Below are 22,498 nucleotides of genomic sequence, written 5' to 3'. Positions count from 1 at the left end.
GCCTCCGCAAACCGCTCAGCGGAGCTGCAGGAGTCCTGCGATCGAGACGTCCTCGTCGAGCCGGTTCCAGTGGATGCCCTCCCCGGACCCGATCAGTCGCCACTCCGCCCGATCTTCGACGCTCGCCCGCGCAAGACGAGGGAACCGCTCGAGGGAAGCACTGATCGTCCGCCCATCCCTGATGCGCACGTGCATCTCGTGGTCGTCGATCGTCACGTCGACCGCGACCGCGTCATCCACCGAAATGCTCATGCCACGCCTCCTCGAAACGGACTTCATGACGCTCGATGAGACGCTGCAGAGCGCGCAGTTCATCATCACTGAACCTCGATCTTGACGCCGAGCTTACGGGCGAAAGCCAGAACTTGGCAGTCATTCCGGAATGCTCTACGTGCACATGCGGAGGCTCCGATCCTTCGTTGCTGTAGAAGAAGAATCGGTATCCGCGAATGCGCATGACCGTCGGCACGGACCGACGGTAGCCAGCGTCATGCCCCGATCGAGTCGGGTTGGTGACGGCCTCCCGGGGAGTGGTGAAAGCCGGGCCCTCCGCACGATTGTGCAGAAGACCCGGCTCGTGGTCAGGCGTGGGTCACGCCGCGGGAGCGGGCGCCTCCGCCGGCGCGGATGCCGTGGCATCCGCCTTGTCGTACCGCCCGAGGAACAGGGAGGCGACGAGTGCGACGACCATCACGCACGCGGGCAGCAGGATCGCCTGCGACATGCCGGCAGCGAACCCCTCCGCGACCTGCGGAGGAAGGCTTCCGCCGCTGATGCCCGACGGAGCATCGGCGAGACCCGGAAGGTTCGCCTCGAGACGCGACTGCATGAAGGCGGCGATGGATGCCGAGCCGATGACCGATCCGATGGTGCGGGTCGTGTTGTAGATGCCCGCACCGGCGCCGGCCTGACGCGGCGGCAGCTTGCGGGTCGCGGTGGTCGCGAGCGGACCCCACATGCCCGCGTTGCCGATGCCCATGAGGGCCGAGGGCAGCAGGAACATCCAGATCGGGGTGTCCATGTTGATCAGCGCCGAGTACCAGATCAGGGCGACGACCACGCAGAGCAGGCCCGGGATGAGGATGATGCGCGGGTCGACGCGGTCGAGCAGCTTGCCCGCGAACGGGGCGAGCACGCCCGAGAGCACCGCCATCGGGATGAGCAGCAGCGCCGCCTCGGTCGGGGTGAGCCCGCGCGCCGTCTGCAGGAAGAACATCATCGGCAGCGACATGCTCGTCACCGTGAAGCCGACCGCTGCGATCGCGACGTTGGCTCCCGAGAAGTTGCGGTCGCGGAACAGCGCGAGCGGCACCAGCGCCTCGCTGCGGGTGCGCGCCTGCTGCACGATGAACAGCGCGAGCACGACCAGTCCGGTGATGATCAGGCTCCACACCGAGATCGGCCCCCAGATGACGCCCCAGTCGAACTTCTCGCCCTCCTGCAGCCCGAAGACGATGAGGAACAGCGCGACGGCACTGAGGATCACGCCGAGGATGTCGAAGCGGTGCGGGCTGGTCTGCAGCTTCGGCACGAGACGCCAGGCGAGCACGAACGCGACGATGCCGACCGGGATGTTGACGAAGAAGATCCACTCCCAGCCGAAGCCGTCGACGAGCAGGCCTCCGACGAGCGGGCCGACGAGCGTCGCGACACCGGCCGTCGCGCCCCACAGGCCCATGGCTGCGCCGCGGCGCTCGGGCGGGAAGGTGCGGGTGATCACGGCCATCGTCTGCGGCGTCATGAACGCGGCACCGAGACCCTGCACGGCGCGGGCGACGATCAGCATCTCGAGCGAGTTCGACAGGCCGCACCACAGCGAGGCGAGCGTGAAGATCGCGAGGCCGATGAGGTAGATGTTCTTGGGGCCGAAGCGGTCGCCGAGGCGGCCGGTGATCAGCAGCGGCACCGCGTAGGCGAGCAGATAGGCGCTCGTGACCCACACGACGTTGTCGAGGTTGTTGGTCGTCGGGTCGAGGGCCGCCTTGATCGCGGGGTTCGCGACCGAGACGATCGTGGTGTCGACGAGGATCATGAAGAAGCCGATGACCAGCGCCCAGAGGGCGGGCCAGGGGCTCGCGGGGCGGTGCCCTGCGGCGAATGTTCCGGTCGAGGGACCGGACGACGAGGATGCCACGGGCGGGCGTCCTGTCGAGGAGGAATCGGTCATTGCTGTGCAGCCTTTCGCTGAGCGAGGTAGCGGTCTGTGTTCTCGAAAGCAGTGGGACCCCAGCCGAACTCCTCGGCTTCGAGGCGAGCGAGCAGAGAGTCGAGCCAGCGCAGCTCGGCCTCGAGCAGCACCTCCTGGCGCTCGAACTCGACGAGCACCTGCTCGGGAACGGCCCTGGCGCGCGCGCCGATCAGTCCATCGCGATGCTGCACATGGCCCTCGTCGAGAGCCGCACGCCGAGAGCGGAGGCAGTCGATCACGTCGGGGCGCTCGAGGTTGTGCGCCTCGGCGAGCGCGATGCGGAACTCGGCCGGATGATCGATGGTCGACAGCTCGCGTCGCAGCCAGTCGATCAAGGCATCCGTTCCCGCATCCGTGAGCGTGTAGGTGGTGCGCTCCGGGCGGTTGCCGTCGCGGTCGATGCCGACCTCGTCGATCAGGCCCTCCCGCTGCAGTCGACCGACCGTGTGATAGAGCGTGCCGTTGGTGATGGCCAACAGGCGCTCGTCGCGGCGCGAGCGCATCAGACGCACCATCTCGTAGGGATGCATGTCGCCCTCGCGCAGCAGCGCGAGCACCATGACGCCCATCGGGGTCAACCGCTCCACAGGATCCTTCGACACGTGCTCCACCTCAATTAGTCCATGTGGACTATACGCCTCTTCTGACGGCTCGACAACGCCGAGGACGGCAGATCGCTCTACTGCAGAGCAGCCCCGAGCTGAGCCGACGTGAGCGGCCGATCCGCGTAGACGAGCCTGATCACCGAAGGGTCGGGATTGCCGGCATCCGGCGCACGATGCACGAGTTCGAGGCCCAGCTTCTCGGCGACGCGAGCGGAGGCGCTGTTGTGCTCCACGAGGTAGGCGATCACGGGGCGCTCCGGCGCGATCTCCCGCGCCCGCGCGACACCCGCTCGCGCCAGCTCGGTGGCGAGCCCGCGGCCGTGGTGCTCAGCCGAGATCCGGTAGCCGATGTTCCATACCTCGCCGCCGAGCAGGGTGCAGCCACCGTTGCCGACGACCGCGCCGGTGTCCCGCAGACGGGCGACCCAGGATCCGAGACCGGCCTCCGTCCAGCTGCGACCCCACCGCTCCATCATCTCGACGGTCTGGGCGGGGTCGGTGTGCCGGAGGCTCGGGTAGTGCGTCCACACCCGCGGATCGCTCTGGATCGCGAAGACCTCATCGAGGTCGGAGGGGACAGCCCGCGTCAGTCGCAGCCGGTCGGTGAGGAGATCGTCGTTCACGGGTCCAGGCTAGGCACCCCCGCCGACACCCGGCGCGGCGAACCGGGATAATGGGCGGGTGAGCACACCTTCGGACAGCAACGCGCAGACCATCCCCGGCTGGCGCCACATCTACTCGGGCAAGGTCCGCGACCTGTACGCCTCGGATGACGCCGCCGACACCCGCATCCTCGTGGTCGCCTCCGACCGCGTGAGCGCGTTCGACTTCGTGCTCTCGCCGGGCATCCCCGAGAAGGGTGCACTGCTGACGCGCCTGAGCCGCTGGTGGTTCAGCGAGCTCGCCGACGTCCCGAACCACCTTGCTGAGGGCGAGATCCCCGCGAGCGTCGCCGATCGTGCCATGCTCGCGCAGTCGCTCGAGATGCTCCCGGTCGAATGCGTCGTGCGCGGATACATCACCGGCTCCGGCTGGGCCGAGTACACCGAGAGCGGCACCGTCTGCGGCATCCCGCTGCCCGCCGGCCTGCAGAACGGCGACCGCCTGCCCGAGCCGCTGTTCACCCCCGCCTACAAGGCGCCGATGGGCGAGCACGACGAGAACATCACCTTCGAGCAGACGGTCGAGCTGGTCGGCGCCGAGCGCGCCACCGAGCTGCGCGACGTCTCGCTGGCGCTCTACACGCGCGCCGCCGCGATCGCCGAGGAGAAGGGCCTGATCCTCGCCGACACCAAGTTCGAGTTCGGAACGGATGCCGAGGGCATCCTGCACCTGGCCGACGAGGTGCTCACGAGTGACTCGTCGCGGTACTGGGATGCCGAAGCGTGGCGCACCGGCTCGACGCCGAGCGAGCGCATGGCGAGCTTCGACAAGCAGATCGTGCGCGACTGGCTCGCCGCCAACTGGGACAAGCAGGGCGAGCCGCCCGTGCTGCCCGCAGACATCGTCGAGCGCACCGCCGCCCGCTACCGCGAGTTGATCGAGCGCCTCGGGGCCTGACCCCGCGCGCTCTCGGGAGGAGAACTGCTTCTCGGGAGGAGAGATCCTCCAGATTCCTCCTCCCGAAGCGCAGAAGTCCGCCCCAGGCGTCGGGCCGGCCCCGCACCCAGGGAACACTCAGGAATCGGTAGTGTTGCTCCAGCACTCCCCCTCCCCCGATACTGAGGAGCCCGCATGCCCCTGTGGAAGACCCACGGAAACGGCCGCACGGTCGAACCCGGCGCCGTCGTCAAGCCCGATGAGCGCCTGAACTGGCCGGCCACGATCGCGATCGGTGCCCAGCACGTGGTTGCGATGTTCGGCGCCACGTTCCTCGTGCCGACGCTGACCGGCTTCCCGGTCTCGACCACCCTGCTCTTCAGCGGTCTCGGCACCCTGATCTTCCTGCTGATCACCAAGAACCAGCTGCCGAGCTACCTGGGCTCGTCGTTCGCGTTCATCGCGCCGATCACGGCTGCCGTCGCGGCGGGTGGCACCGGCTCGGCTCTGGCCGGAGTCGTCGCGGTCGGCATCCTGCTCACCGTGGTCGGTCTGGTCGTGCAGTTCGCCGGCCTCCGCTGGGTCGACGCGCTCATGCCCCCGGTCGTCGCCGGAGCGATCGTCGCGCTGATCGGCTTCAACCTCGCGCCGACCGCGTGGAACAACTTCCAGCTCGACCCGGTCACCGCGACCATCACGCTCGTCGCGATCATCCTGTTCGCGGTGCTGTTCCGCGGCTTCCTCGGCCGCATCTCGATCTTCCTCGGCGTCGCGGTGGGCTTCATCTACGCCGCCTTCACCGGCTCGTTCGAGGTGCCCAACGCCCTGCGCGGAGGCAAGACCCCCGCCGAGCTCATCGCGGACGCTCCCTGGGTCGGCCTGCCCGAGTTCCAGCTCCCCGACTTCGTCGCGCCGGGCACCTGGTCGACGATCGCGATGTTCCTCCCCGTCGTCCTGGTGCTCGTCGCCGAGAACGTCGGACACGTGCGCGGCGTCGCGACCATGACCGAAGACCCCGCGATCAACAAGCACACGGGTCGCGCGCTCATCGCCGACGGTGTCGCCACGACGATCGCCGGTGGCTTCGGCGGATCCGGCACCACCACATACGGCGAGAACATCGGCGTCATGGCCGCCACCCGCGTCTACTCGACCGCGGTGTACTGGGTCGCCGGCCTGTTCGCGATCCTGCTGGCGTTCTCACCCAAGGTCGGCGAGGTCTTCAACTCGATCCCCGCCGGCGTGCTCGGTGGCGCGACCACCGCGCTGTACGGCCTGATCGGCATCATCGGCATCAAGATCTGGGTCGACAGCAAGGTCGACTTCTCGCGTCCGGTGAACCAGTACACCGCAGCCGTCTCGCTCGTGATCGGCATCGCCGGCTTCTCGATGCAGCTCGGCGACTTCGCCTTCGGCGGCATCGTGCTCGGCACGGTCGCGGCACTGCTGATCTACCACCTGGGCAACCTCATCGCCCGCGCGCGCAAGACCGGCGCCGACGACCCGAAGCCGCTCGAGCCTGTCGGTCCGCTGGGCGGCGACCCCGCGTAACTCCAGAATCTGAGACAGATCCCGGATGCTGCAGCGGCGGCATCCGGGATCTTCGCGTGCAGTGATTCAGAGCTCGGGGCGGAGCGCTCCGGACGCCCTGGTCCTGGCGTCCGGATCGCGCGGGGCGAGCTGCAACGGCAGCGGCGTCACCGGCTCAGGCAGGCCGTAGAGCCGGTGCACCCAGCGACGCGCATCCTCGAGCGGGAACGTGTCGCCGTACACCGCGAACTTCATGAAGATCCCCTCGAGCGTGCTGCGGAGCATGATCTCCTCGAGCGGCGGGTCGGCAGCCCCACGCTCCCGGAAGATCTCGCGCACGATGTTCTCCGAGAGTCTCGCCTGCTCGGCATGCCGCTCCTCCGCCTCGGCGTACAGGCGGTGTGTACCGGGCTGCTGCTGCATCGCGAACACCGCTCGCTGCACCGGCAGCGCGTACCCGGTGGCGGTGAGTGCGCCGTCGATGATGCCGGCCAGACGCGCGTCGGCGGGCCCCTCGACCTGGGGGATGCCGAACAGGACATCGAACCAGCTGTCGAGGACGGCTGCGATCAGCTGCTCCTTGCCGCCGAAGTGGTAGTTCGCCAAACCCTGCGCCACCCCCGCCCGACGCGTGATCTCGGCGATGCTCGCACCCGAGACACCACGCTCTGCGAAGAGGTCGATCGCAGCCTGCAGGATGACCTGGCGGGAGCGCTCCCGCGCGACGCGATTCAATTCATCGTTACGCGTCATGCATGTCCACCTCCCCAGGATTGGACGACTCGGAAAAAGGCTCCGAAACCTATATATTACTGACTGAACAGCTATTCAAGCTTTGCGTGTCGTCGATGCCGCGTCGGAAGGAGTGCGATGCATCCCCTCTCGTGGGTCCTGCCTGCACCAAGGGTCACGACGTCGAGCAGCCACTCCACGGACGATGCCGCAGCGAGTGAGATCGCTCTGGGATACCTCCAGATCCGCACCATGCCGTCGGGCCCGTGGAACGATCCGACCGCGCCGGAACTCGGCGAGGACGAGGGTCGGATGCTCGCCGAGCAGTGGGGGATCCACTCCCGAACGGACTGGCTCGGCATGATCGATCACCTGTGCACCGTGCGACGTCGCCGCCATGCGTGGATGCTCCACCTGGGCGTCCGCAACGATCTTGCCACCGCGCTGGGACGCGTGCCGACGACGCGGGAGTGGCTCGACGCCATCGCTGCGGACGGCGGTGACGAGCACGACGCGCATCCGTTCGTCGTCGGCATCGAGCACATCGAGCGGGAGGTGCGCAAGCGCGTCGGCAGGGAGGTCGTCACGCCCGACCTCTTCGTCCGCACGCTCGACGCCTATGCCCTCGGCCAGGCCGTGGCGTTGACGACGTGGGGTGTCGCGCTCGGGTATGCCGACGTCGCCGAGGCCCGCCTGATCATCCACCGCATCAGCATCAAAGCCCGACCGTCGTTCGTGTCGTGGGCGGACTTCGGGCTCAGCTACCTCGCAGGACGCATCATGCACTGGAGCGACGGCGCTCTCGACGACGAATCGTTCGCGAAGTTCGGAGACGGGTGGAGCGACTTCAAGGAAGCGACGTCGACGAAGCGCAACGGACCGTGGGCGATGCTGCCCTGGCCGGCGCCGATCGAACTCAGGTCGGCCCAACGCATCGGCTGACCGCACAGGATCACGGATGCGGACCCACCTGGAGGGGCGTCGGGTCCGCATCCGTGTCGCCCTTCCCCGTCAGATGCAGGGGTGAGGGCGAGGCTACGACGAGGCGCGCACCACGAGCTCGGTCGGCAGGATCGTGGTGTGCTCGGGGTCGCGTCCGGCCAGCCGCGACAGCAGCACCCCTGCCATCGCCTCGCCCTGCGCGTACATCGGCTGCCGCATGGTCGTGAGCTGCGGATCGGTGCTCAGCGCGACCGACGAGTCGTCGAACCCGACCAGCGCCACGTCTTCCGGCACCCGGATGCCGGCAGCGCGCAGCGCCGTCAACGCTCCTCGCGCCATGAGGTCGCTGGCGACGAAGATCGCGTCGGGGCGCCCCGCCGCGAGGATGCGACGTGCGGCATCCGCTCCGCTCGCCTCGCTGTAGTCGCCGGCCTCCGCCGCGAACGGCGTCAGCCCCGCATCCGCCAACGCCGCCCGGAAGCCCTGCACACGGTCGACCGACGACACCATGGTCATGGGCCCCGAGATCGTCGCGATGCGGGTGCGTCCGGTCTCGATCAGGTGCTCGGTCGCCGTGCGCGCGCCGGCGACGTTGTCGACATCGACCACGTAGTCGCCCTCGCGCAGGCGCACCGGACGGCCACCCCACACGACGGGGACCGCGTCGGCGACACGCTCGATGAAGGCGTCACTGGTGTGGTGCGACACGATGAGCGCACCGTCGACTCCGCCGTTGCGGACGAAGCTGGTCATCTTGTCGCCGGGGTCGTCACTCGCGATGAGCAGGTTGAGGAGGTAGTCGGAGCCGCGGAGCGCCCCCGTGATGCCCGCCACGATCGCCGCGAAGAACGGGTCGCCGAAGAAGCGGGTGGTGTCTTCGGGCACGATCAGGGCGATCGCGTGAGTCTGCTTCGAGGCCAGCGATCGCGCCGCGCGGTTGGGCACGTAGCTGAGCTCCTCGATGGCCCGCTGCACCGCGACGAGCGCCTCCGGACTCACCGCCGTCGATCCGTTCACGACGCGCGACACCGTCGATCGCGAGACTCCGGCGGCGGACGCCACCTCTTCGATGGTCGCTCGTATCGACACGACTCTCCCTCCGTCCGACAGCGAAGTCGGATGCTCCCATGTGCCGCCGTCCGGCGTCAGAGAGCGCGAGCGGCGATGATGCGAGCGTACTCCCGACCGGAGTCCTTCAGACTCCGCTCCTGGGTGTCGTAGTCGACGCGCACGATGCCGAAGCGCTTGTCGTAGCCCCAGGCCCACTCGAAGTTGTCGAACATCGACCAGTAGAAGTAGCCGCGCACGTCGACTCCCGCGTCCGCTGCGTCGAGCACAGCGCCGAGGTGCAGGCGCAGGAACTCGGTGCGATCCTCGTCGTGCACGCGGGTCTCACCGTCTTCGACGACCGCGACGTCCTCGTAGGCGGCGCCGTTCTCGGTCATGTACAGCACGGTGCCCGCCGGTTCGGCGTACTCGGTCCACACGCGCTGCAGTAGGCGGGTGAGCCCCTCGGGCTGCACCTCCCAGTTCTGCGCGGTGCGCGGGAGGCCGCGCTCGACCGAGTGGATGCCGTCGCTCGACGGGTACGGACTGCGACCGGGACGATCCGTCGCGGGTCCGCCGCTGACCGGTGCGACCTCGGGCGCCGTGCCCGACACGAAGTCACCGTGGTAGTAGTTCACGCCCTGCGTGTCGATGTGCTGCGCGATCGTCGCGAGGTCTCCGTCGTGCACCGCGTCCTCGAAGCGGGCCACGGCCTCGGCATCCACCGCCCTGATGTCCTCGACGATGTCGGCGGGATACTCGGCGCGGTAGATCGGATCGAGGAACCAGCGGTTGAACTGGCCGTCGACGCGGCGAGCGGCGTCGACGTCGGCGGAGTTCGTGGGGTCTGCCGGGTCGGCGACCGTGTGGTTCAGGGTGATGCCGAGGTTCAGGCTCGCGTCGCGTCCACGCAGCTCGCGCACCGTCTCGCCGTGCGCGAGCAGCAGGTGGTGCGCTGCGAGCAGGCCCTCGGCGACGCTCGTATGCCCGGGGGCGTGCTCGCCTCCCGTGTAGGAGAGGAAAGACGAGCACCACGGCTCGTTCAGCGTCGTCCACACGTTCACCCGGTCGCCCAGCGCGTCGTGCATCGTGCCCGCGTATTCGAGGAAGCGTCCGACGGTGTCGCGGTTCGTCCACCCACCGGTCTCCTGCAGCGCCTGCGGCATGTCCCAGTGGTACAGCGTCAGCCAGGGCAGGATGTCGTTCGCGAGCAGCTCGTCGACGAGGCGCTCGTAGAAGTCGACGCCCTTCGCGTTGACCGCTCCGCCGTCGGGTCGCACCCGCGACCACGACGTCGAGAAGCGGTAGGTCTGCAGGCCGAGCTCCTTCATGAGGGCCACGTCCTGCGGGTAGCGGTGGTAGTGGTCGCACGCCACGTCGCCGTTGTCGCCCAGGATCACCGCTCCCGGCTCGCGGCTGAAGGCGTCCCAGATCGATGCGGTGCGCCCGTCTTCGAAAGCCGCCCCCTCGATCTGATACGCCGCTGTCGCGGCTCCGAAGAGGAAGTTCTCGGGGAAGGCGCGGGTCATACGGGTCATCCTTTCACCGCGCCCGCCATGATGCCACTGACGAGCTGGCGTCCGGCCACGACGAACAGGACGAGCAGCGGGAGGGTGGCGAGCACGGCTCCGGCGAGCACGATCGAGTAGTCGATGTAGTAACCCGACTGCAGCTGGCTCAGCGCCGTCTGCAGGGTCGGGTTCTGCGGGGAGAGCACGATCAGCGGCCAGAGGTAGTCGGTCCAGGCCGTCATGAAGGTGAAGAGCCCGAGGATGGCCATCGCGGGCCGGGCGGCCGGGATGCCGACGGTGAGGAACGTGCGGAACTGATTCGCACCGTCCATGCGCGCGGCCTCGATGAGCTCATCGGGGATCACGTCGACGAGATACTGCCGCATGAAGAAGACGCCGAACGCCGTGACCAGCGTCGGCACGATGACCGCACCGATCGAGCCGGTCCAGCCGAGTTCGCGCATCAGCATGAACAACGGGATGATGCCGAGCTGCGTCGGGATCGCCATGGTCGCGATCACGAAGATCATCAGACCGTCGCGACCCTTGAAGCGCAGCTTCGCGAACGCGTAGCCGGCGAGCGTCGAGAACGTCACGACCGAGAGCGTGATGATCGCCGAGATGAGGAACGAGTTTCCGAGAGCGAGCCAGAAGGGGATCGCGTCGAACACCTTGGCGGCGTTGGCGAAGAAGTTGCCGCCGGGGATCAGCGGCAGGGTCTCACCGCGGGTCGCGTTGGTGCCGCTCGCCACGACCACCGACCACCACAGCGGGTAGACGCTGCCGATGATGAACGCGGCGAGCAGGCCGTAGGTGAGGAAGCCGGGGCGACTGCCGATTCCGGCGTTTCCGCCGACGACTCCGCGACGCCGACGGATCTTCTCGGGCACGCTGAGTGCCTGGGTGGCGGTCATCGCGCGTTCTCCTCGGTCGTGGTGGCGATCGTCGTGCCGGCGGCTGCCGCAGCCATGGCCGTGCGTGCACGCCGGCGAGCGGCGCGGTTCTTGGGAGCATCCCCGGTCGAGATCCGTCTCGAGATGAGGAAGTTGATGACGCCGATGCCGACGATGAGCAGGAAGAGCAGGATCGCGACGGCGGATGCCTCACCGAGGTCTCGACGGAAGAACGCGAGCTCCCACAGGAACAGCACCGTCGTCTGGAACTGCCGGTCGCTGCCGCCGATGCCGCCGGCGGTCGACACGTCGAACAGGCGAGGCTCGGCGAAGATCTGCAGACCGCCGATCGTCGCGGTGATGATGACGAAGATCAGCGTGGGACGGATCGTGGGGATCGTGATCGAGAAGAAGCGACGCGCGGCACCGGCACCGTCGAGCGCGGCCGACTCGTAGAGGTCGCGCGGCACCGCCTGCATCGCGGCGAGCAGGATGAGGGCGTTGTACCCGGTCCAGCGGAAGTTGACCATGACGGCGATCGCGAGGTGCGAGAGAGCCGTGTTGTGCTTCCACTCCTGGTCGGCGATGCCGATCAGGTTCAGCAGGTTGTTGGCGAGGCCGTCGGCCTCGTTGAAGATGCTCGAGAAGATGATGGCGACGGCCACGGGCGTCACGACGAACGGGATGAGCACGCTCATGCGCCAGAACGTCGGAGCGCGAAGGCCTCGGTCGAGGAGATAGGCGATCACCAGGGCGACGGCCAGCTGCGGGATCGCCGAGAGCAGGAAGATGCTCAGGGTGTTGAAGATCGAGTTCCAGAACATGGCATCACCGAGGATCTCGATGAAGTTACCCGCTCCGACGAACTCCCCCTGCCCCTTGAGCAGGTCCCACTCGTGCACGGCCACCCACACCGTGTAGATCAGGGGGAACAGACCGACCAGGCCGAACAGCAGGAAGAACGGCGAGATGTAGAAGTACGGCGACGCGTTCTGGTCGAACCGCGAGAGGCGGTGTCGCCAGGGGCGCCTTCCGGCGGCATCCGGCTTCGGCTGTTCGGATGCCGTCTCGCGGCGTTCCGCTGTGAGGGTCATGAGGGTTCTTTCGTCTGAGTCGCGTGTCGGCTCGTCCGGTTCCGGTCGCAGTCCGTGCCGCCCCCGCAGAGGAGGCGCGGCACGAACTGCGACCGGAGTGGAGGCAGTGGCTGGGTCAGTCGACCAGCTCGTTCAGGAGCTTGATCGCGGCATCCCAGGCGCCCTGGGTGTCGGTCTCGCCGCGGTCGAGCCCGCTGAGGGCCGGACCGAAGACGTTCTCCTGGATGACCGAGTCATCGGCACCCTTGAACTGGGCGACGACACCCTTCGCGCGCTCGGCGAGGATCGCTCCGGTCGGCGCGTCGTTGAAGAACGCGTTCGGCGTCGCCTCGGATGACAGGGTCTCCTGCGCCTTGATCGTCGACGGGAAGTTGCCGGCCGCAGCGGACTGCTTGACCTGCTGCTCGGGCTGCGTCAGCCAGTCGGCGAGCTCCGCCGCGGCTTCCTTGTGCTGCGAGCTCTCGGGGATCGAGAGGAACGCGCCGCCCCAGTTGGCTGCTCCGCCGGGGAACACGTCGGCGAAGTCCCAACCGGTGGATGCGTCGCCGCCGCCGGCCTCGACCTGACCCTGGACGACGCCCAGCATCCAGCCGGGGCAGACGAAGGTCGCGAAGGTGCCGTCGACGAACGACTTGCCGCCGTTCCAGTCCCAGGCCGTCTGTGCGGCAGACTGGCCGCCCTCGGTGGCTGCTCCGAGCAGTTCGAAGCGCTCCTTGAGCTCGGCGTTGTCCTCGACGTTCAGCTCGCCGTCAGAGGTGTAGTAGCCCTCGTCGAGCTGGTTGACCATGGCGTTCCAGACGAAGCCGGAGTGGTCGTACCAGGCCTTGCCGGTCTTCTCGGTGTACTCGGCGCCGACGGTGAAGTAGTTCTCCCAGTCGCCGTTGAGGAGTTCGGCGACCGACTCGCGGTCGCTGGGCAGCCCCGCAGCCTCGAAGGCTGCGCCGTTGTAGCAGATGCCGCTCGGGCCGATGTCGGTGCCGTAGCCGATCACGCGGCCGTCGGCATCCGTCGCCTGGCCGTACTTCCAGTCGACCCAGTCGCCCTTGCGGTCTTCGATGCCGTAGTCGCGCAGGTCGACGAAGGTGTCGGAGACGTCCATGATGGCTCCGAGCCAGCCCTCTTCGATCGCGACGACGTCGCTCAGGCCCGAGCCTGCGGCGATCTTCGTGAAGGCGTCGGTGCGGGCGTTGCCGCCGGTGTCGATGTTGGTCGCCTCGATCGTGACGTTCGGGTGCGCCTTCTCGTATTCGTCGTAGAGGTCTTCGTAACCGAAGGTTCCGAAGGTCGTGACGGTCAGCGTGACGTCCTCGTCGCCGGCGGCGCCGTCGCCGCCGTCCGCGCCGGTGGAGGCGCAGCCGGCGAGGGCCAGGACGGAGACGGATGCCGCGGCTGCTGCCGTGAGGATCCGGGTGCGGGCACGTGTGTTCACAGTTCACTCCTTTGTGGTGGGTCGTGCGGTGGTGCTGGTGCTTTCGGGGGATGCAGGGATGCTCGTGGGAGCGCTCCCATGCACTGAAGAGTGACTCTATGGGAGCGCTCCCACGAAAGTCAAGCCCCACCGGTGGCGTACCCTTGACCGGTGCCCGACACCGAACTCTCCCCCGCCCTCGTCCGCGCCGAATCGCTGATCCGCAGCATCCCGGACTACCCCGAGGCGGGGATCATCTTCCGCGACATCACCCCGCTGCTCGCCGACGCCGAGGCCCTCCAGGCCACCACTGAGGCGATCATCGCGCCGTTCGCGGGCCAGTTCGACGTCGTCGCAGGCATCGAGGCACGCGGCTTCATCCTGGCCGGGGCGGCCGCGATCGCCGCGGGCGTGGGCCTGATCCCGATCCGCAAAGCGGGCAAGCTGCCTCGCCCCGCAGCATCCGTCGACTACGCCCTCGAGTACGGCACTGCGACGATCGAGATGCACGACGACCTGCCCGCCGGATCCCGCGTGCTGCTGATCGACGACGTCCTCGCCACGGGCGGAACCCTGGCCGCCGGACGCGAGCTGGTCGAGCGCCTCGGCAGCCACGTCGTCGGGATCTCGGTGCTCTTCGAGATCGACGGACTCGGCGGCCGCGACGCCATCGGAGACCTGCACACCGTCTTCCACGCCTGACGCTCGCGCTCCGGGATTCGAGTCAGTCCCGAGCCGGTAGACTGAGCACGCCCGTCCGCCCGCGACTTCCGGAGCCGTTCATGCCCACCATCGTCGTCGACGTCATGCCCAAGCCCGAACTGCTCGACCCGCAGGGGAAGGCCGTGTCCGGCGCATTCGCGCGTCTGGGCGTCGAGGGCTTCTCCGATGTCCGCATCGGCAAGCGCTTCGAGCTCACCGTCGAGGGCGAGGTCACCGACGAGATCCTCGCCGAGGCCCGCCGCATCGCCGACGAGGTGCTCTCCAACTCCGTGATCGAGGACGTCGTCGGCATCGAGGTCGCCGAGTGACCACGCGCATCGGGGTCATCACCTTCCCCGGCTCGCTCGACGACCGCGACGCGCAGCGCGCCGTGCGCATCGCCGGCGCCGAGCCCGTCGCCCTGTGGCACGGCTCGCACGATCTCGAAGGCGTCGACGCCCTCGTCCTCCCCGGTGGCTTCAGCTACGGCGACTACCTGCGCGCCGGTGCGATCGCCGCGCTCTCGCCGATCATGGCCGAGGTCAAGGACGCAGCGGCCAAGGGCATGCCGATCCTCGGCATCTGCAACGGCTTCCAGATGCTCGTCGAGGCGCACCTGCTGCCCGGCGGCCTGATCCGCAACGACCACCAGCACTTCGTGCGTCGCGACCAGAAGCTCATCGTCGAGAACTCCGACACGGCGTGGACCAACAGGTTCCGCACCGGCCAGGAGATCACGATCCCGCTGAAGAACGCCGACGGCGGATACATCGCCGACGAAGAGACCCTCGACCGTCTCGAGGGCGAGGGCCTCGTCGCGTTCCGCTATGCGGGCGTGAACCCGAACGGGTCGCTGCGCGACATCGCCGGACTCACCAACGAGGCGGGCAACGTCGTGGGGCTCATGCCGCACCCCGAGCACGCCACCGAGGCGGGCTTCGGCCCCGACACCGCCGCGGCCATGCGCTCGGGCATCGACGGACTCGACTTCTTCACCAGCGCGATCGCCGCGGTCGCACGCGTCGCCGCGTAGGCCGCGGCACAGCGAGAGAACCGGCGGTCTGCGGAGAGCATCCGCATCGGGCCGCGATCAGCGGATGCCGAGCTCCTCGGCGACCACCAGCGCGGTACCGCCGAGCAGGACGATGTCGTCGCCGCGCACCGCCACACGGATCTCGAAGTCGTCGGTCACGATCGCCAGCGCCTCGTGCTCGATCGCCGCGCGCGTCTCGTCGAGGAAGACCCCGCCGACGATGTCGAGGGGTCCGGACAGCACGACCTGCTCGAGGCCGAGAGCGGCGACGACCGGGGTGAGCACACGCCCGAGAGCTCGCCCTGCGCGAGTCAGGATCTCGTCGGCGGATGCGTCGGGCTCCGCGAGCAGGCGACGCACGTAGGGCACCGCGGCCACGACCTCGAGGCAGCCGCGTCGGCCGCATCGGCACACCTCGCCGCCCTCGTCGACGAGCACGTGGCCGATCTCGCCGGCCGTGAAGCGGTCGCCGGTGACGAGCGCGCCACCCACGATCACGCCGCTGCCGATCCCCTGGCCGATCCGCACGAGCGCCAGGTTGTCGACGCCCGGCTGACCGTAGGTTCGCGCGGCGAGAGCGGCGGCATTGGCGTCGTTCGCGATGTGAACGGGCACGGAGACCGCGGCCGAGAGCGCCGCACCGAGATCGAGCCCGTGCCAGTCGAAGGCCACGGCCTCGAGGACGACACCCTCGGTGTTGACGACACCGGGAGAGCCGATGCCCACACCGAGGACCCGCACGGTCGACCGCTTGACCAGCACCGAGGCCAGCGCGCAGACCTTGTCGACCAGCGCGGCGCCCCGAGCGCCGTCGGTGGGCACGCTCGTCGAATGCACCACCTCGCCGTCGAGGTTCATGATCGCCCCGCTCAGCTCCGCGTAGGCCGAGAGGTCGAGTGTGACCACGTGATAGGAATCGGGGTTCAACGCGATGAGGGTGCTCGGCTTGCCGACCCTCCCCTCGGGGCTCGGCCCGCTCTCGCGCACGACCCCTTCGGCCGCGAGGTGATCGACGATGCGCGACACGCTCACCCTGGTGAGTCCGGTCGCTCTGGCGAGGTCCGCTCGACTCATCGCATCACTGCGGAAGAGCGTGCGCAGGATCAGGGAGCGGTTGACCTGCCGGGTGTGCTCCGGCAGGGCCTTCTCGGTGCCGCGGTTCGTCACGAGATGCCCAATTCCGCCGAGAGCACCGCGACCAGGGGGCCCTGCAGCGCGAGCAGTCCGCCGTCCGAGCCGATCTCGACGCCGATCGTGCTGGTCGTCGACGGAAGCGTGCGGTCGGTCAGACACCGCTGGGTCCGCTGCGCGAACGTCTCGTCGAGGATGTCCTCCGGGCCGACGAGCACGATGCGGGTCGCACCCAGCATCGAGATGATCGGAGCCACGGCAGCGGCGAGCGCGTCCGCCGCGTCGTCCATGACCTCGTCGCGGTTCTCACCGGCGTCGAGGCGCGCGCGCAGCGCCGGTACCGCGACGATCGCGTCGAGGCATCCGGGGCGTCCGCACAGACAGGTGGTGTCGCGTGTCGGATCCACCACCACGTGGCCGATCTCGCCCGCCATGAAGTCGACGCCGTCGATCAGCGTCTCGCCGATGATCAGCCCCGCCCCCGCTCCACGCTGGATGGTCAGGATCAGGATGCTGCGGCCGTCGTCGTTCTCGCGGAAGGTGTGCACCGCGAGAGCCATGCCGTTGGCGTCGTTGACGATGTGCACCGGCAGACCGAAGCGCTCCTTCAGAGACCCACGCAGGTCAGCGCCGAACCAGCCGAGATGGGGCGCGAAGCGCACGACGCCGTCACGGTCGACCACGCCGGGGCTGCCGACGCCGATCCCGAGGACGGGAGCGGATGCCTCGGCGAGCAGCTCCTCGATCATCGCGATGACGCGCGCGATCGCGTCGTCGCCGCGCTCGGTGAGCGCATCGACTCGGCGCTCGTGCGACACCTCCCCGCGCAGATTCATGACCGCGCCCCGGAACGACTGCGCGTCGGAGAGGTCGAGGCTGATGATCGAGCGGGAGTCGTCGTCGAGGGCGACCAGCGTCGCCGGCTTTCCCACGCGGCCCTCCGCCGCATGCCCCGCCTCGACGAGGATGCCCTGATCGATCAGCTCGCCGACGATGGTCGAGACGGTGACCTTGTTGAGCCCCGATCCGCGGGCGATGTCCGCCCGACTGCGCGGCCCCTCGTGGAACAGCGTCTGCAGCAGCATCGCGCGATTGCGCACGCGATTGTGCTCGGGGAGCGCCTTGGTCGTGATGCGGAGATCGGCCACAGCCCATTGTCTCCCGCCCGACCCGGGATCGGCATCACCTCGCGGCATGACGACGTCGCAGCAGGGTCACCCCGACGAGGAGCGCGAACCCGCCGATGCCGATCGCGACGACAGGGGCCTCGGAGCCGCTCTCGGCCAGGACATCGTCGGATGCGTCGGCGATCGGCGCGACGCCTTCGCCCTCGCCCTCGGGACTCGGGACCGTCGGCGTCTCGGGATCCACCGCGAGGCGGAACGGGTTGTACCCCGTGACCGCGAGGAGGTACCACGCGGTCGCTCCGGTGTGGAGGCTCGAGTAGTAGAGGTCGCCGAACCCGGTGTCGAGTCCGTCGCTCGACGACGCGACGATCCCTCGGCCGTCGCCGTTCGCGGCCTGCCGCTGAGCGAGCTCCGCCGAAGCGAGGATCGACTGCGTGTAGTCCGCGTCACCGGCGGAGTCGCGGGTGCGCAGGGCGAGAGCCAGCTGCCCCGACCCCTCGAACCAGACCTTCGACACATCGGCGCTGCTGAACGCGGGCCCCGCGTACGGACCGTCGGTCGCATGCAGGTTCTCGACCGTCCATGCCAGCGCGGACGCATATCGGTCGTCGAGCGTCGCGAGGTAGCTCCAGGTCTGAGGGTCCTCGGGGATCGGGTAATAGTTCGTCGAGACGCCATCCGGATGGGTCCCCGTCCACAGGTGGCCGTCCTCGGTCTGCATCGCGGCGACGAAGCCCGCGGCGACGGCCGCCCGATCCGCCCACACCGCATCGCCGGTGAGCGCAGACATCTGCGTGAAGAAGGCGGCGACATCGATGTTGTGCTCGGTCGACTTGAACGTGAACGGGTTGCCGTCGGCATCCTGTCCGCCGGTGTAGCCGAAGGGCGCCTGCTCGGTGTCGGCCGTGTTCTGCTGGATCCAGTCGGCCAACCGCAGGGCTCCGTCGAGGTACTTCCGTTCGCCGGTGACGTCGAAGAGACGGGCGAGCGCCATCCCCACCCACGCCTGATTGCCGGTGTTCGACGCCGAGGATCCGATCTCGACAGCGCCGGCACGGAGGCTCGCAGGCTGATACGACGCCCTGGTGCGCCCGTCGGAGAAGTCCGGGTCGTTCTGCTGCACGAACAGCAGCGCGTCGCCGATCGACTGCGCCCGACGGATGTCGTCGGGAAGCCCCCTCGCCGCATAGGCCATGACGATCAGCGCGTCGTCGTACACGAACGACGACGTGAACTCCCAGTCGGGGGTCGAGAAGAACCCGCCCTGGTAGCTCCGCGGCAGGCACATGCCGTCTGCGCTGCAGTACTCGTCGACCCGGTCGTCGAGGAACTCGTAGGCCAGCGCCGCCGAGTGCTCGTAGTCGACCGTTCCGTCGGGCGCGACGTACCAGTCCACGGTCCCCGCAGCCCCGGCCGCCGCGGTTCCCGCCGAGGAGGGTGCGGCGAGTGCCGGCTGCACACCGGCGCCGATCGTCGCCAGGATCATCAGGGTCGCTGCGGTGGTCAGGACGACCGCCTTCGTCTTCGGCCGATCGCGGCCGTTCGTCGCAGACATCGGTCAGCCCTTCACGGCGCCGGCGGACATGCCGGTCACCAGGTTGCGTTGGATGATCATGAAGAAGACGACGACAGGGAGAGCGAACAGCGTCGCTGCGGCCATCTGCCCGCCGTAGTCCGTGCCCATCTCGCCGCCGACCGAGACGGTGAAGGAGTTCAACCACACGGGCAGCGTGTAATTCGCCTGATCCTTCATGAACGTGAACGCGACGATGTAGTCGTTCCAGGCGGCGATGAACGCGAACACGCTGCTCGAGATGATGCCGGGCATCACGAGCGGGAACAGCACCCGGGTGAGCACCTGCCACGTCGTGGCGCCGTCGATGCGGGCGGCCTCGTCGAGCTCGATCGGGATGGCGAGGAAGAACCCGCGCATCACCCAGATCGAGAACGGGAGCACGCTCGCGACGTACGAGAGGATCAGGCCCCAGTAGGTCCCCAGGAGTCCCATCGAGTTGAAGATCAGGAACTGCGGGATGAGCAGCGCTGTGCCCGGCAGCATCTGGACGATGAGGATGAGCACCAGGATGGGCCGACGGCCGCGGAACCGGAACCGCGACAGCGCGGCCGCCGCGAACAGGCCGAGCACGATCGCGAACACCACCGCACCGGTGACGACGATCACGGAGTTCTGCAGATAGATGTGGAACTGGCCCTTGCCGATCGCCGTGAAGAAGTTGTCGAGCGTGGGCGATTCGGGGAGGAAGTGCGGCGTGCTGCTGAGCATCTCCGACCGCGGCTTGAACGCGGTGTTGATCATCCAGTACACCGGGAACGCCCACACGATGCAGAAGAGGATCGCGATGCTGCTGCTGACCCAGGGGGTGCGGCGTCGGCGTCGCCTGCGTCCGGTGGCGGTCGTCGTGGTCGTGGTCGCCGCGGGAGCCGGGGCGGTGGTCGTCGTGGTCATCAGAGGTCCTCTCCCGACCGCACGAGGTGTCGGATGTACACGGCGCTGAGCGCCGCGAGGATGACGGTCGAGGCCACGGCGATCGCCGACCCCGCCCCGATCTGCAGGTTGCCGGAGAACGCCGTCGTGTAGGTGAAGACGCCGAGTGTCGAGGTCGCCCCGTCGGGACCGCCCTCGGAGATGAGCCAGATCTGGTTGAAGACGTTGAAGTCCCAGATGATCGAGAGCATCGTCACGAGCAGGATCGTCGGTGCGATCGAGGGCAGCACGACGACGCGATAGATGCGCCATTCGGATGCTCCGTCGAGCCGGGCGGCCTCCTTCAGCTCGACCGCGACCTGCGTCTCGGCGGCGTACAGGGTCAGCGCGATGAAGGGGACGGCCTGCCAGACGACGAGCATCCAGATGCAGACCCACGCGAGCACCGGATCGGACGACCAGTCCTTGCTGGTCATGTCGCCGAAGATGCCGAGCTGCGTGAGCATCCAGTTGATCACGCCGTACTGCGGCTGGAAGAGCCACGACCAGACGATCGACGAGGCGACGTTCGGCATGGCCCAGGCCAGGATCAGCACGACGGTGGTGAGATAACGGATGCCGGAGGGCAGGCGCGTCATGAGATGCGACATCCCCGCGCCGATCGCCACACTGCCCACGACCAGAGCCGCCGTGAAGACGATCGTGCGCGTGAGGGACAGCCAGAACTCCCGGTCGGCCAGCACCGCGGCGTACTGATCCAGACCGACGAAGTCGAAGGCTCCCGTGAAAAGCGTCCGCTGGTTGTAGTTCGTGAAGGACGTGAAGACGAGGAAGCCGATCGGCAGCAGGGTGACGAACAGGATCATCAGGCCCGCCGGCGTCAAGAGCCAGAACGGGGCCGTGCTCCGGCGGCTGCTCGCCGTGCGCCGAGCGCGGGGCGACGGGGGACGAGGTGTTCGCGTCTTCACTGACGGCGGTGACACGACGGGTGTGGTGACCACGGGTTCGCCTTTCGGTGGTCGGGGCACCGCCGGTTCACGGGGCCGAGGAAGTACTGGGTGGGAGGATGCCGCACGTCCGCGATGCGCGGGCGCGCGGCATCCGAGGTGCTACTTGGTGTTGAGCGTCTTGTCGGCCGCGTCGTCGAAGGCGGTCGCCGCCTCGTCGACGGACTTCGAGCCCGAGGCGATCGAGGAGAACAGGTTGTTGATGTCCTTGTTGCTCTCGATCGTGGTCCAGTTGGCGTTGGCCGGCGTGGCCTTCGACCGGAGTGCGGCGGTGAAGAAGCTCACCTTGACGTCATCCAGCGTCTCCTGCGCGAACTCGATGCCCTCCGTGCTGTTCGGGATCCACCCGTCGACGCCGAACACGAAGTCCTTCTGAACCTCGGGGCTGGCGGCGATCTTGACCCAGTTCAGGGCGAGATCAGAGTTCTGCGACTTCACCGGGATCGCCCAGTCGGAGCCTCCGAGCATGACCGGCTGAGCCTCGCCCGAGAGGCCGGGGAACGGGAAGGACCCGAGGTCCGGCTCGAGATCCGGGTTGATCTTCAGGATCGCACCGGTGTTCGTGTTGAGGATCGCCGAGGTCTTGCCGTCAGCGAAGATCTGACCCTGATTCGGCTCGAAGGTGTCGAGAGTCGCGGATGCCGCGGTGGAGTACATGTTCTGGAACTCCTTGAACGCCTCGAGGCCCTCGAGGGCCTCGTCCGAGCCGAAGCCCGAGGTCCACTCGCCGCCCTTCTCGGATGCGATGTCCCCACCGGCGTCCCAGACGAACTGCATTCCCGCGTAGAAGTACTGACCAGGCAGGTAGAACGGTGAGAAGTCGGGCGTCTGCGCGTTGGCTGCCGCGACCTTGTCGAGGGCCGCCGTCAGCTCGTCATACGTGGTCGGGACCTCGGTGACGCCCGCTTCCGCCCACATCTTCTTGTTGTAGATCACGGCGCGAGCACCGGCGAATCCGGGTACCCCGTAGAGGCTGCCATCGATCGTCGCGGGGTCGACGAGTCCGTCGAGCCAGGTCTGGCCCTGGGCCAGGTCATCCTTGTACGCCGTGAGGTCGAGCAGTCCGCCGTTCGCGGCGTAGCTCGCGATCTGCGTATTGCCCATGTCGATCACATCGGGCGGGGTGTCGGTGGCGAGCGCCGTCGTGACCTTCGTGGTGATGCCGTCCCAGGTCTGCTTCTGGAGGTTCACCTCCGCGCCGGTCTCCTCGGTGAAGCGCTTGTTGATCTCGTCGAGCGTGTCGGGCGTGTAGTCGCCGTCCATGACCCAGACCGTGAGCGTCTCGCCCGATCCGTCGACCTCGGGGACCTTTCCGTCGCTGGGGGCACCGGCGTTGCCGGCACCGGCCGAACCGGAACATGCGCTGAGGGCGAGAGCGGAGACGATGCCGATGGCACCGAACGTCGCCAACTTCTTGATTGCCACTGAATTCTCCTTGGTGGGTGGGATACCGCGAACGGATACGTCGATGTTTCGTTCGTGAAAGTTAGTACACATCTGTTGCATATCCGTTGTCAATCATTATGTTGGCATTTATAGATCTGTTAGGTTTCAGCGTTATGA

General features: G+C 68.1%; 23 protein-coding genes. 6 read left to right on the top strand and 17 right to left on the bottom strand.

Features of this window, described 5'->3' with window-relative positions; translation table 11 throughout:
• Nucleotides 1–15: 15 nt before the first annotated feature.
• The 5 genes from JOF42_RS04855 to JOF42_RS04835 all read right to left on the bottom strand — a co-directional run bounded on the left by JOF42_RS04855 (nt 16) and on the right by JOF42_RS04835 (nt 3,416).
• Nucleotides 16–252: a DUF2442 domain-containing protein gene (locus tag JOF42_RS04855; protein ID WP_245340725.1), complete on the bottom strand. Its 237-nt coding sequence runs from the start codon at nt 250–252 to the stop codon at nt 16–18.
• Nucleotides 233–457: a DUF4160 domain-containing protein gene (locus JOF42_RS04850; RefSeq protein WP_210099082.1), complete on the bottom strand. Its 225-nt coding sequence runs from the start codon at nt 455–457 to the stop codon at nt 233–235. Before JOF42_RS04850 ends, JOF42_RS04855 begins: the two co-directional genes overlap by 20 nt.
• 135 nt (nt 458–592) lie before the next feature.
• A complete protein-coding gene (locus JOF42_RS04845; RefSeq protein ID WP_210096824.1) occupies nt 593–2,167 on the bottom strand; it encodes a DHA2 family efflux MFS transporter permease subunit in 1,575 nt (524 codons plus the stop codon).
• Nucleotides 2,164–2,790 carry a PadR family transcriptional regulator gene (locus tag JOF42_RS04840; protein WP_210096823.1) on the bottom strand — a complete coding sequence of 209 codons (627 nt, stop codon included), beginning with the start codon at nt 2,788–2,790 and terminating at the stop codon, nt 2,164–2,166. The genes JOF42_RS04845 and JOF42_RS04840 overlap by 4 nt, the downstream gene beginning before the upstream one ends.
• Before the next feature lie 77 nt (nt 2,791–2,867).
• Nucleotides 2,868–3,416 carry a GNAT family N-acetyltransferase gene (locus JOF42_RS04835; protein ID WP_210096822.1) on the bottom strand — a complete coding sequence of 183 codons (549 nt, stop codon included), beginning with the start codon at nt 3,414–3,416 and terminating at the stop codon, nt 2,868–2,870.
• A 58-nt stretch (nt 3,417–3,474) separates the two neighbouring features.
• Here JOF42_RS04835 and JOF42_RS04830 point away from each other — a divergent pair, with 58 nt between their 5' ends.
• Both JOF42_RS04830 and JOF42_RS04825 read left to right on the top strand, forming a co-directional pair.
• Nucleotides 3,475–4,353: a phosphoribosylaminoimidazolesuccinocarboxamide synthase gene (locus JOF42_RS04830; protein ID WP_210096821.1), complete on the top strand. Its 879-nt coding sequence runs from the start codon at nt 3,475–3,477 to the stop codon at nt 4,351–4,353.
• A gap of 174 nt (nt 4,354–4,527) precedes the next feature.
• Nucleotides 4,528–5,883 (top strand): uracil-xanthine permease family protein, encoded by a 1,356-nt coding sequence (locus tag JOF42_RS04825; RefSeq protein ID WP_210096820.1) that lies wholly within the window; start codon nt 4,528–4,530, stop codon nt 5,881–5,883.
• A gap of 66 nt (nt 5,884–5,949) precedes the next feature.
• Here JOF42_RS04825 and JOF42_RS04820 read toward each other — a convergent pair whose 3' ends face one another.
• Nucleotides 5,950–6,615 carry a TetR/AcrR family transcriptional regulator gene (locus tag JOF42_RS04820; protein ID WP_210096819.1) on the bottom strand — a complete coding sequence of 222 codons (666 nt, stop codon included), beginning with the start codon at nt 6,613–6,615 and terminating at the stop codon, nt 5,950–5,952.
• Nucleotides 6,616–6,732: 117 nt separating this feature from the next.
• Here JOF42_RS04820 and JOF42_RS04815 point away from each other — a divergent pair, with 117 nt between their 5' ends.
• Nucleotides 6,733–7,536 (top strand): DUF1266 domain-containing protein, encoded by an 804-nt coding sequence (locus JOF42_RS04815; RefSeq protein WP_210096818.1) that lies wholly within the window; start codon nt 6,733–6,735, stop codon nt 7,534–7,536.
• A gap of 93 nt (nt 7,537–7,629) precedes the next feature.
• Here the strand turns inward: JOF42_RS04815 and JOF42_RS04810 are convergent, their stop codons facing one another.
• The 5 genes from JOF42_RS04810 to JOF42_RS04790 form a co-directional block, all read right to left on the bottom strand.
• Nucleotides 7,630–8,625, bottom strand: coding sequence for a LacI family DNA-binding transcriptional regulator (locus JOF42_RS04810; RefSeq protein WP_210096817.1), 996 nt, complete (start codon nt 8,623–8,625; stop codon nt 7,630–7,632).
• A 56-nt stretch (nt 8,626–8,681) separates the two neighbouring features.
• Complete coding sequence (locus JOF42_RS04805; RefSeq protein WP_210096816.1) at nt 8,682–10,112, bottom strand: glycoside hydrolase family 1 protein; 1,431 nt, start codon at nt 10,110–10,112, stop codon at nt 8,682–8,684.
• Nucleotides 10,113–10,117: 5 nt separating this feature from the next.
• Complete coding sequence (locus JOF42_RS04800) at nt 10,118–11,008, bottom strand: carbohydrate ABC transporter permease (protein ID WP_210096815.1); 891 nt, start codon at nt 11,006–11,008, stop codon at nt 10,118–10,120.
• Nucleotides 11,005–12,081, bottom strand: coding sequence for a carbohydrate ABC transporter permease (locus JOF42_RS04795; protein WP_210096814.1), 1,077 nt, complete (start codon nt 12,079–12,081; stop codon nt 11,005–11,007). Before JOF42_RS04795 ends, JOF42_RS04800 begins: the two co-directional genes overlap by 4 nt.
• Nucleotides 12,082–12,196: 115 nt before the next feature.
• Nucleotides 12,197–13,510 carry an ABC transporter substrate-binding protein gene (locus tag JOF42_RS04790; RefSeq protein ID WP_210096813.1) on the bottom strand — a complete coding sequence of 438 codons (1,314 nt, stop codon included), beginning with the start codon at nt 13,508–13,510 and terminating at the stop codon, nt 12,197–12,199.
• A gap of 150 nt (nt 13,511–13,660) precedes the next feature.
• Here JOF42_RS04790 and JOF42_RS04785 point away from each other — a divergent pair, with 150 nt between their 5' ends.
• From JOF42_RS04785 to purQ, 3 genes are all read left to right on the top strand, one after another.
• On the top strand, nt 13,661–14,191 hold the full coding sequence (locus JOF42_RS04785) for an adenine phosphoribosyltransferase (RefSeq protein WP_120494995.1): 531 nt from the start codon (nt 13,661–13,663) through the stop codon (nt 14,189–14,191).
• A gap of 80 nt (nt 14,192–14,271) precedes the next feature.
• Entirely contained in the window at nt 14,272–14,520 is a 249-nt protein-coding gene (purS, locus tag JOF42_RS04780; protein ID WP_120494994.1) for a phosphoribosylformylglycinamidine synthase subunit PurS, read from the top strand.
• On the top strand, nt 14,517–15,224 hold the full coding sequence (gene purQ, locus JOF42_RS04775) for a phosphoribosylformylglycinamidine synthase subunit PurQ (protein ID WP_210096812.1): 708 nt from the start codon (nt 14,517–14,519) through the stop codon (nt 15,222–15,224). Before purS ends, purQ begins: the two co-directional genes overlap by 4 nt.
• A gap of 57 nt (nt 15,225–15,281) precedes the next feature.
• Here the strand turns inward: purQ and JOF42_RS04770 are convergent, their stop codons facing one another.
• The 6 genes from JOF42_RS04770 to JOF42_RS04745 all read right to left on the bottom strand — a co-directional run bounded on the left by JOF42_RS04770 (nt 15,282) and on the right by JOF42_RS04745 (nt 22,360).
• A complete protein-coding gene (locus JOF42_RS04770) occupies nt 15,282–16,391 on the bottom strand; it encodes an ROK family transcriptional regulator (protein WP_210096811.1) in 1,110 nt (369 codons plus the stop codon).
• Entirely contained in the window at nt 16,388–17,503 is a 1,116-nt protein-coding gene (locus JOF42_RS04765) for an ROK family transcriptional regulator (protein WP_210096810.1), read from the bottom strand. The genes JOF42_RS04770 and JOF42_RS04765 overlap by 4 nt, the downstream gene beginning before the upstream one ends.
• 34 nt (nt 17,504–17,537) lie before the next feature.
• Nucleotides 17,538–19,037 (bottom strand): hypothetical protein, encoded by a 1,500-nt coding sequence (locus JOF42_RS04760; protein ID WP_210096809.1) that lies wholly within the window; start codon nt 19,035–19,037, stop codon nt 17,538–17,540.
• A 3-nt stretch (nt 19,038–19,040) separates the two neighbouring features.
• The gene (locus JOF42_RS04755; protein WP_210096808.1) at nt 19,041–19,949 is read right to left on the bottom strand and encodes a carbohydrate ABC transporter permease; all 909 of its coding nucleotides are present in this window, start codon (nt 19,947–19,949) and stop codon (nt 19,041–19,043) included.
• The gene (locus JOF42_RS04750) at nt 19,949–20,794 is read right to left on the bottom strand and encodes a carbohydrate ABC transporter permease (protein ID WP_210096807.1); all 846 of its coding nucleotides are present in this window, start codon (nt 20,792–20,794) and stop codon (nt 19,949–19,951) included. The genes JOF42_RS04755 and JOF42_RS04750 overlap by 1 nt, the downstream gene beginning before the upstream one ends.
• 243 nt (nt 20,795–21,037) lie before the next feature.
• Nucleotides 21,038–22,360: an extracellular solute-binding protein gene (locus JOF42_RS04745; RefSeq protein WP_210096806.1), complete on the bottom strand. Its 1,323-nt coding sequence runs from the start codon at nt 22,358–22,360 to the stop codon at nt 21,038–21,040.
• Nucleotides 22,361–22,498 lie beyond the last annotated feature (138 nt).

Source organism: Microbacterium phyllosphaerae (assembly GCF_017876435.1).
In the GTDB taxonomy this organism is placed as follows: domain Bacteria; phylum Actinomycetota; class Actinomycetes; order Actinomycetales; family Microbacteriaceae; genus Microbacterium; species Microbacterium phyllosphaerae.
This window is presented reverse-complemented; position numbering and strand designations above follow the sequence as displayed.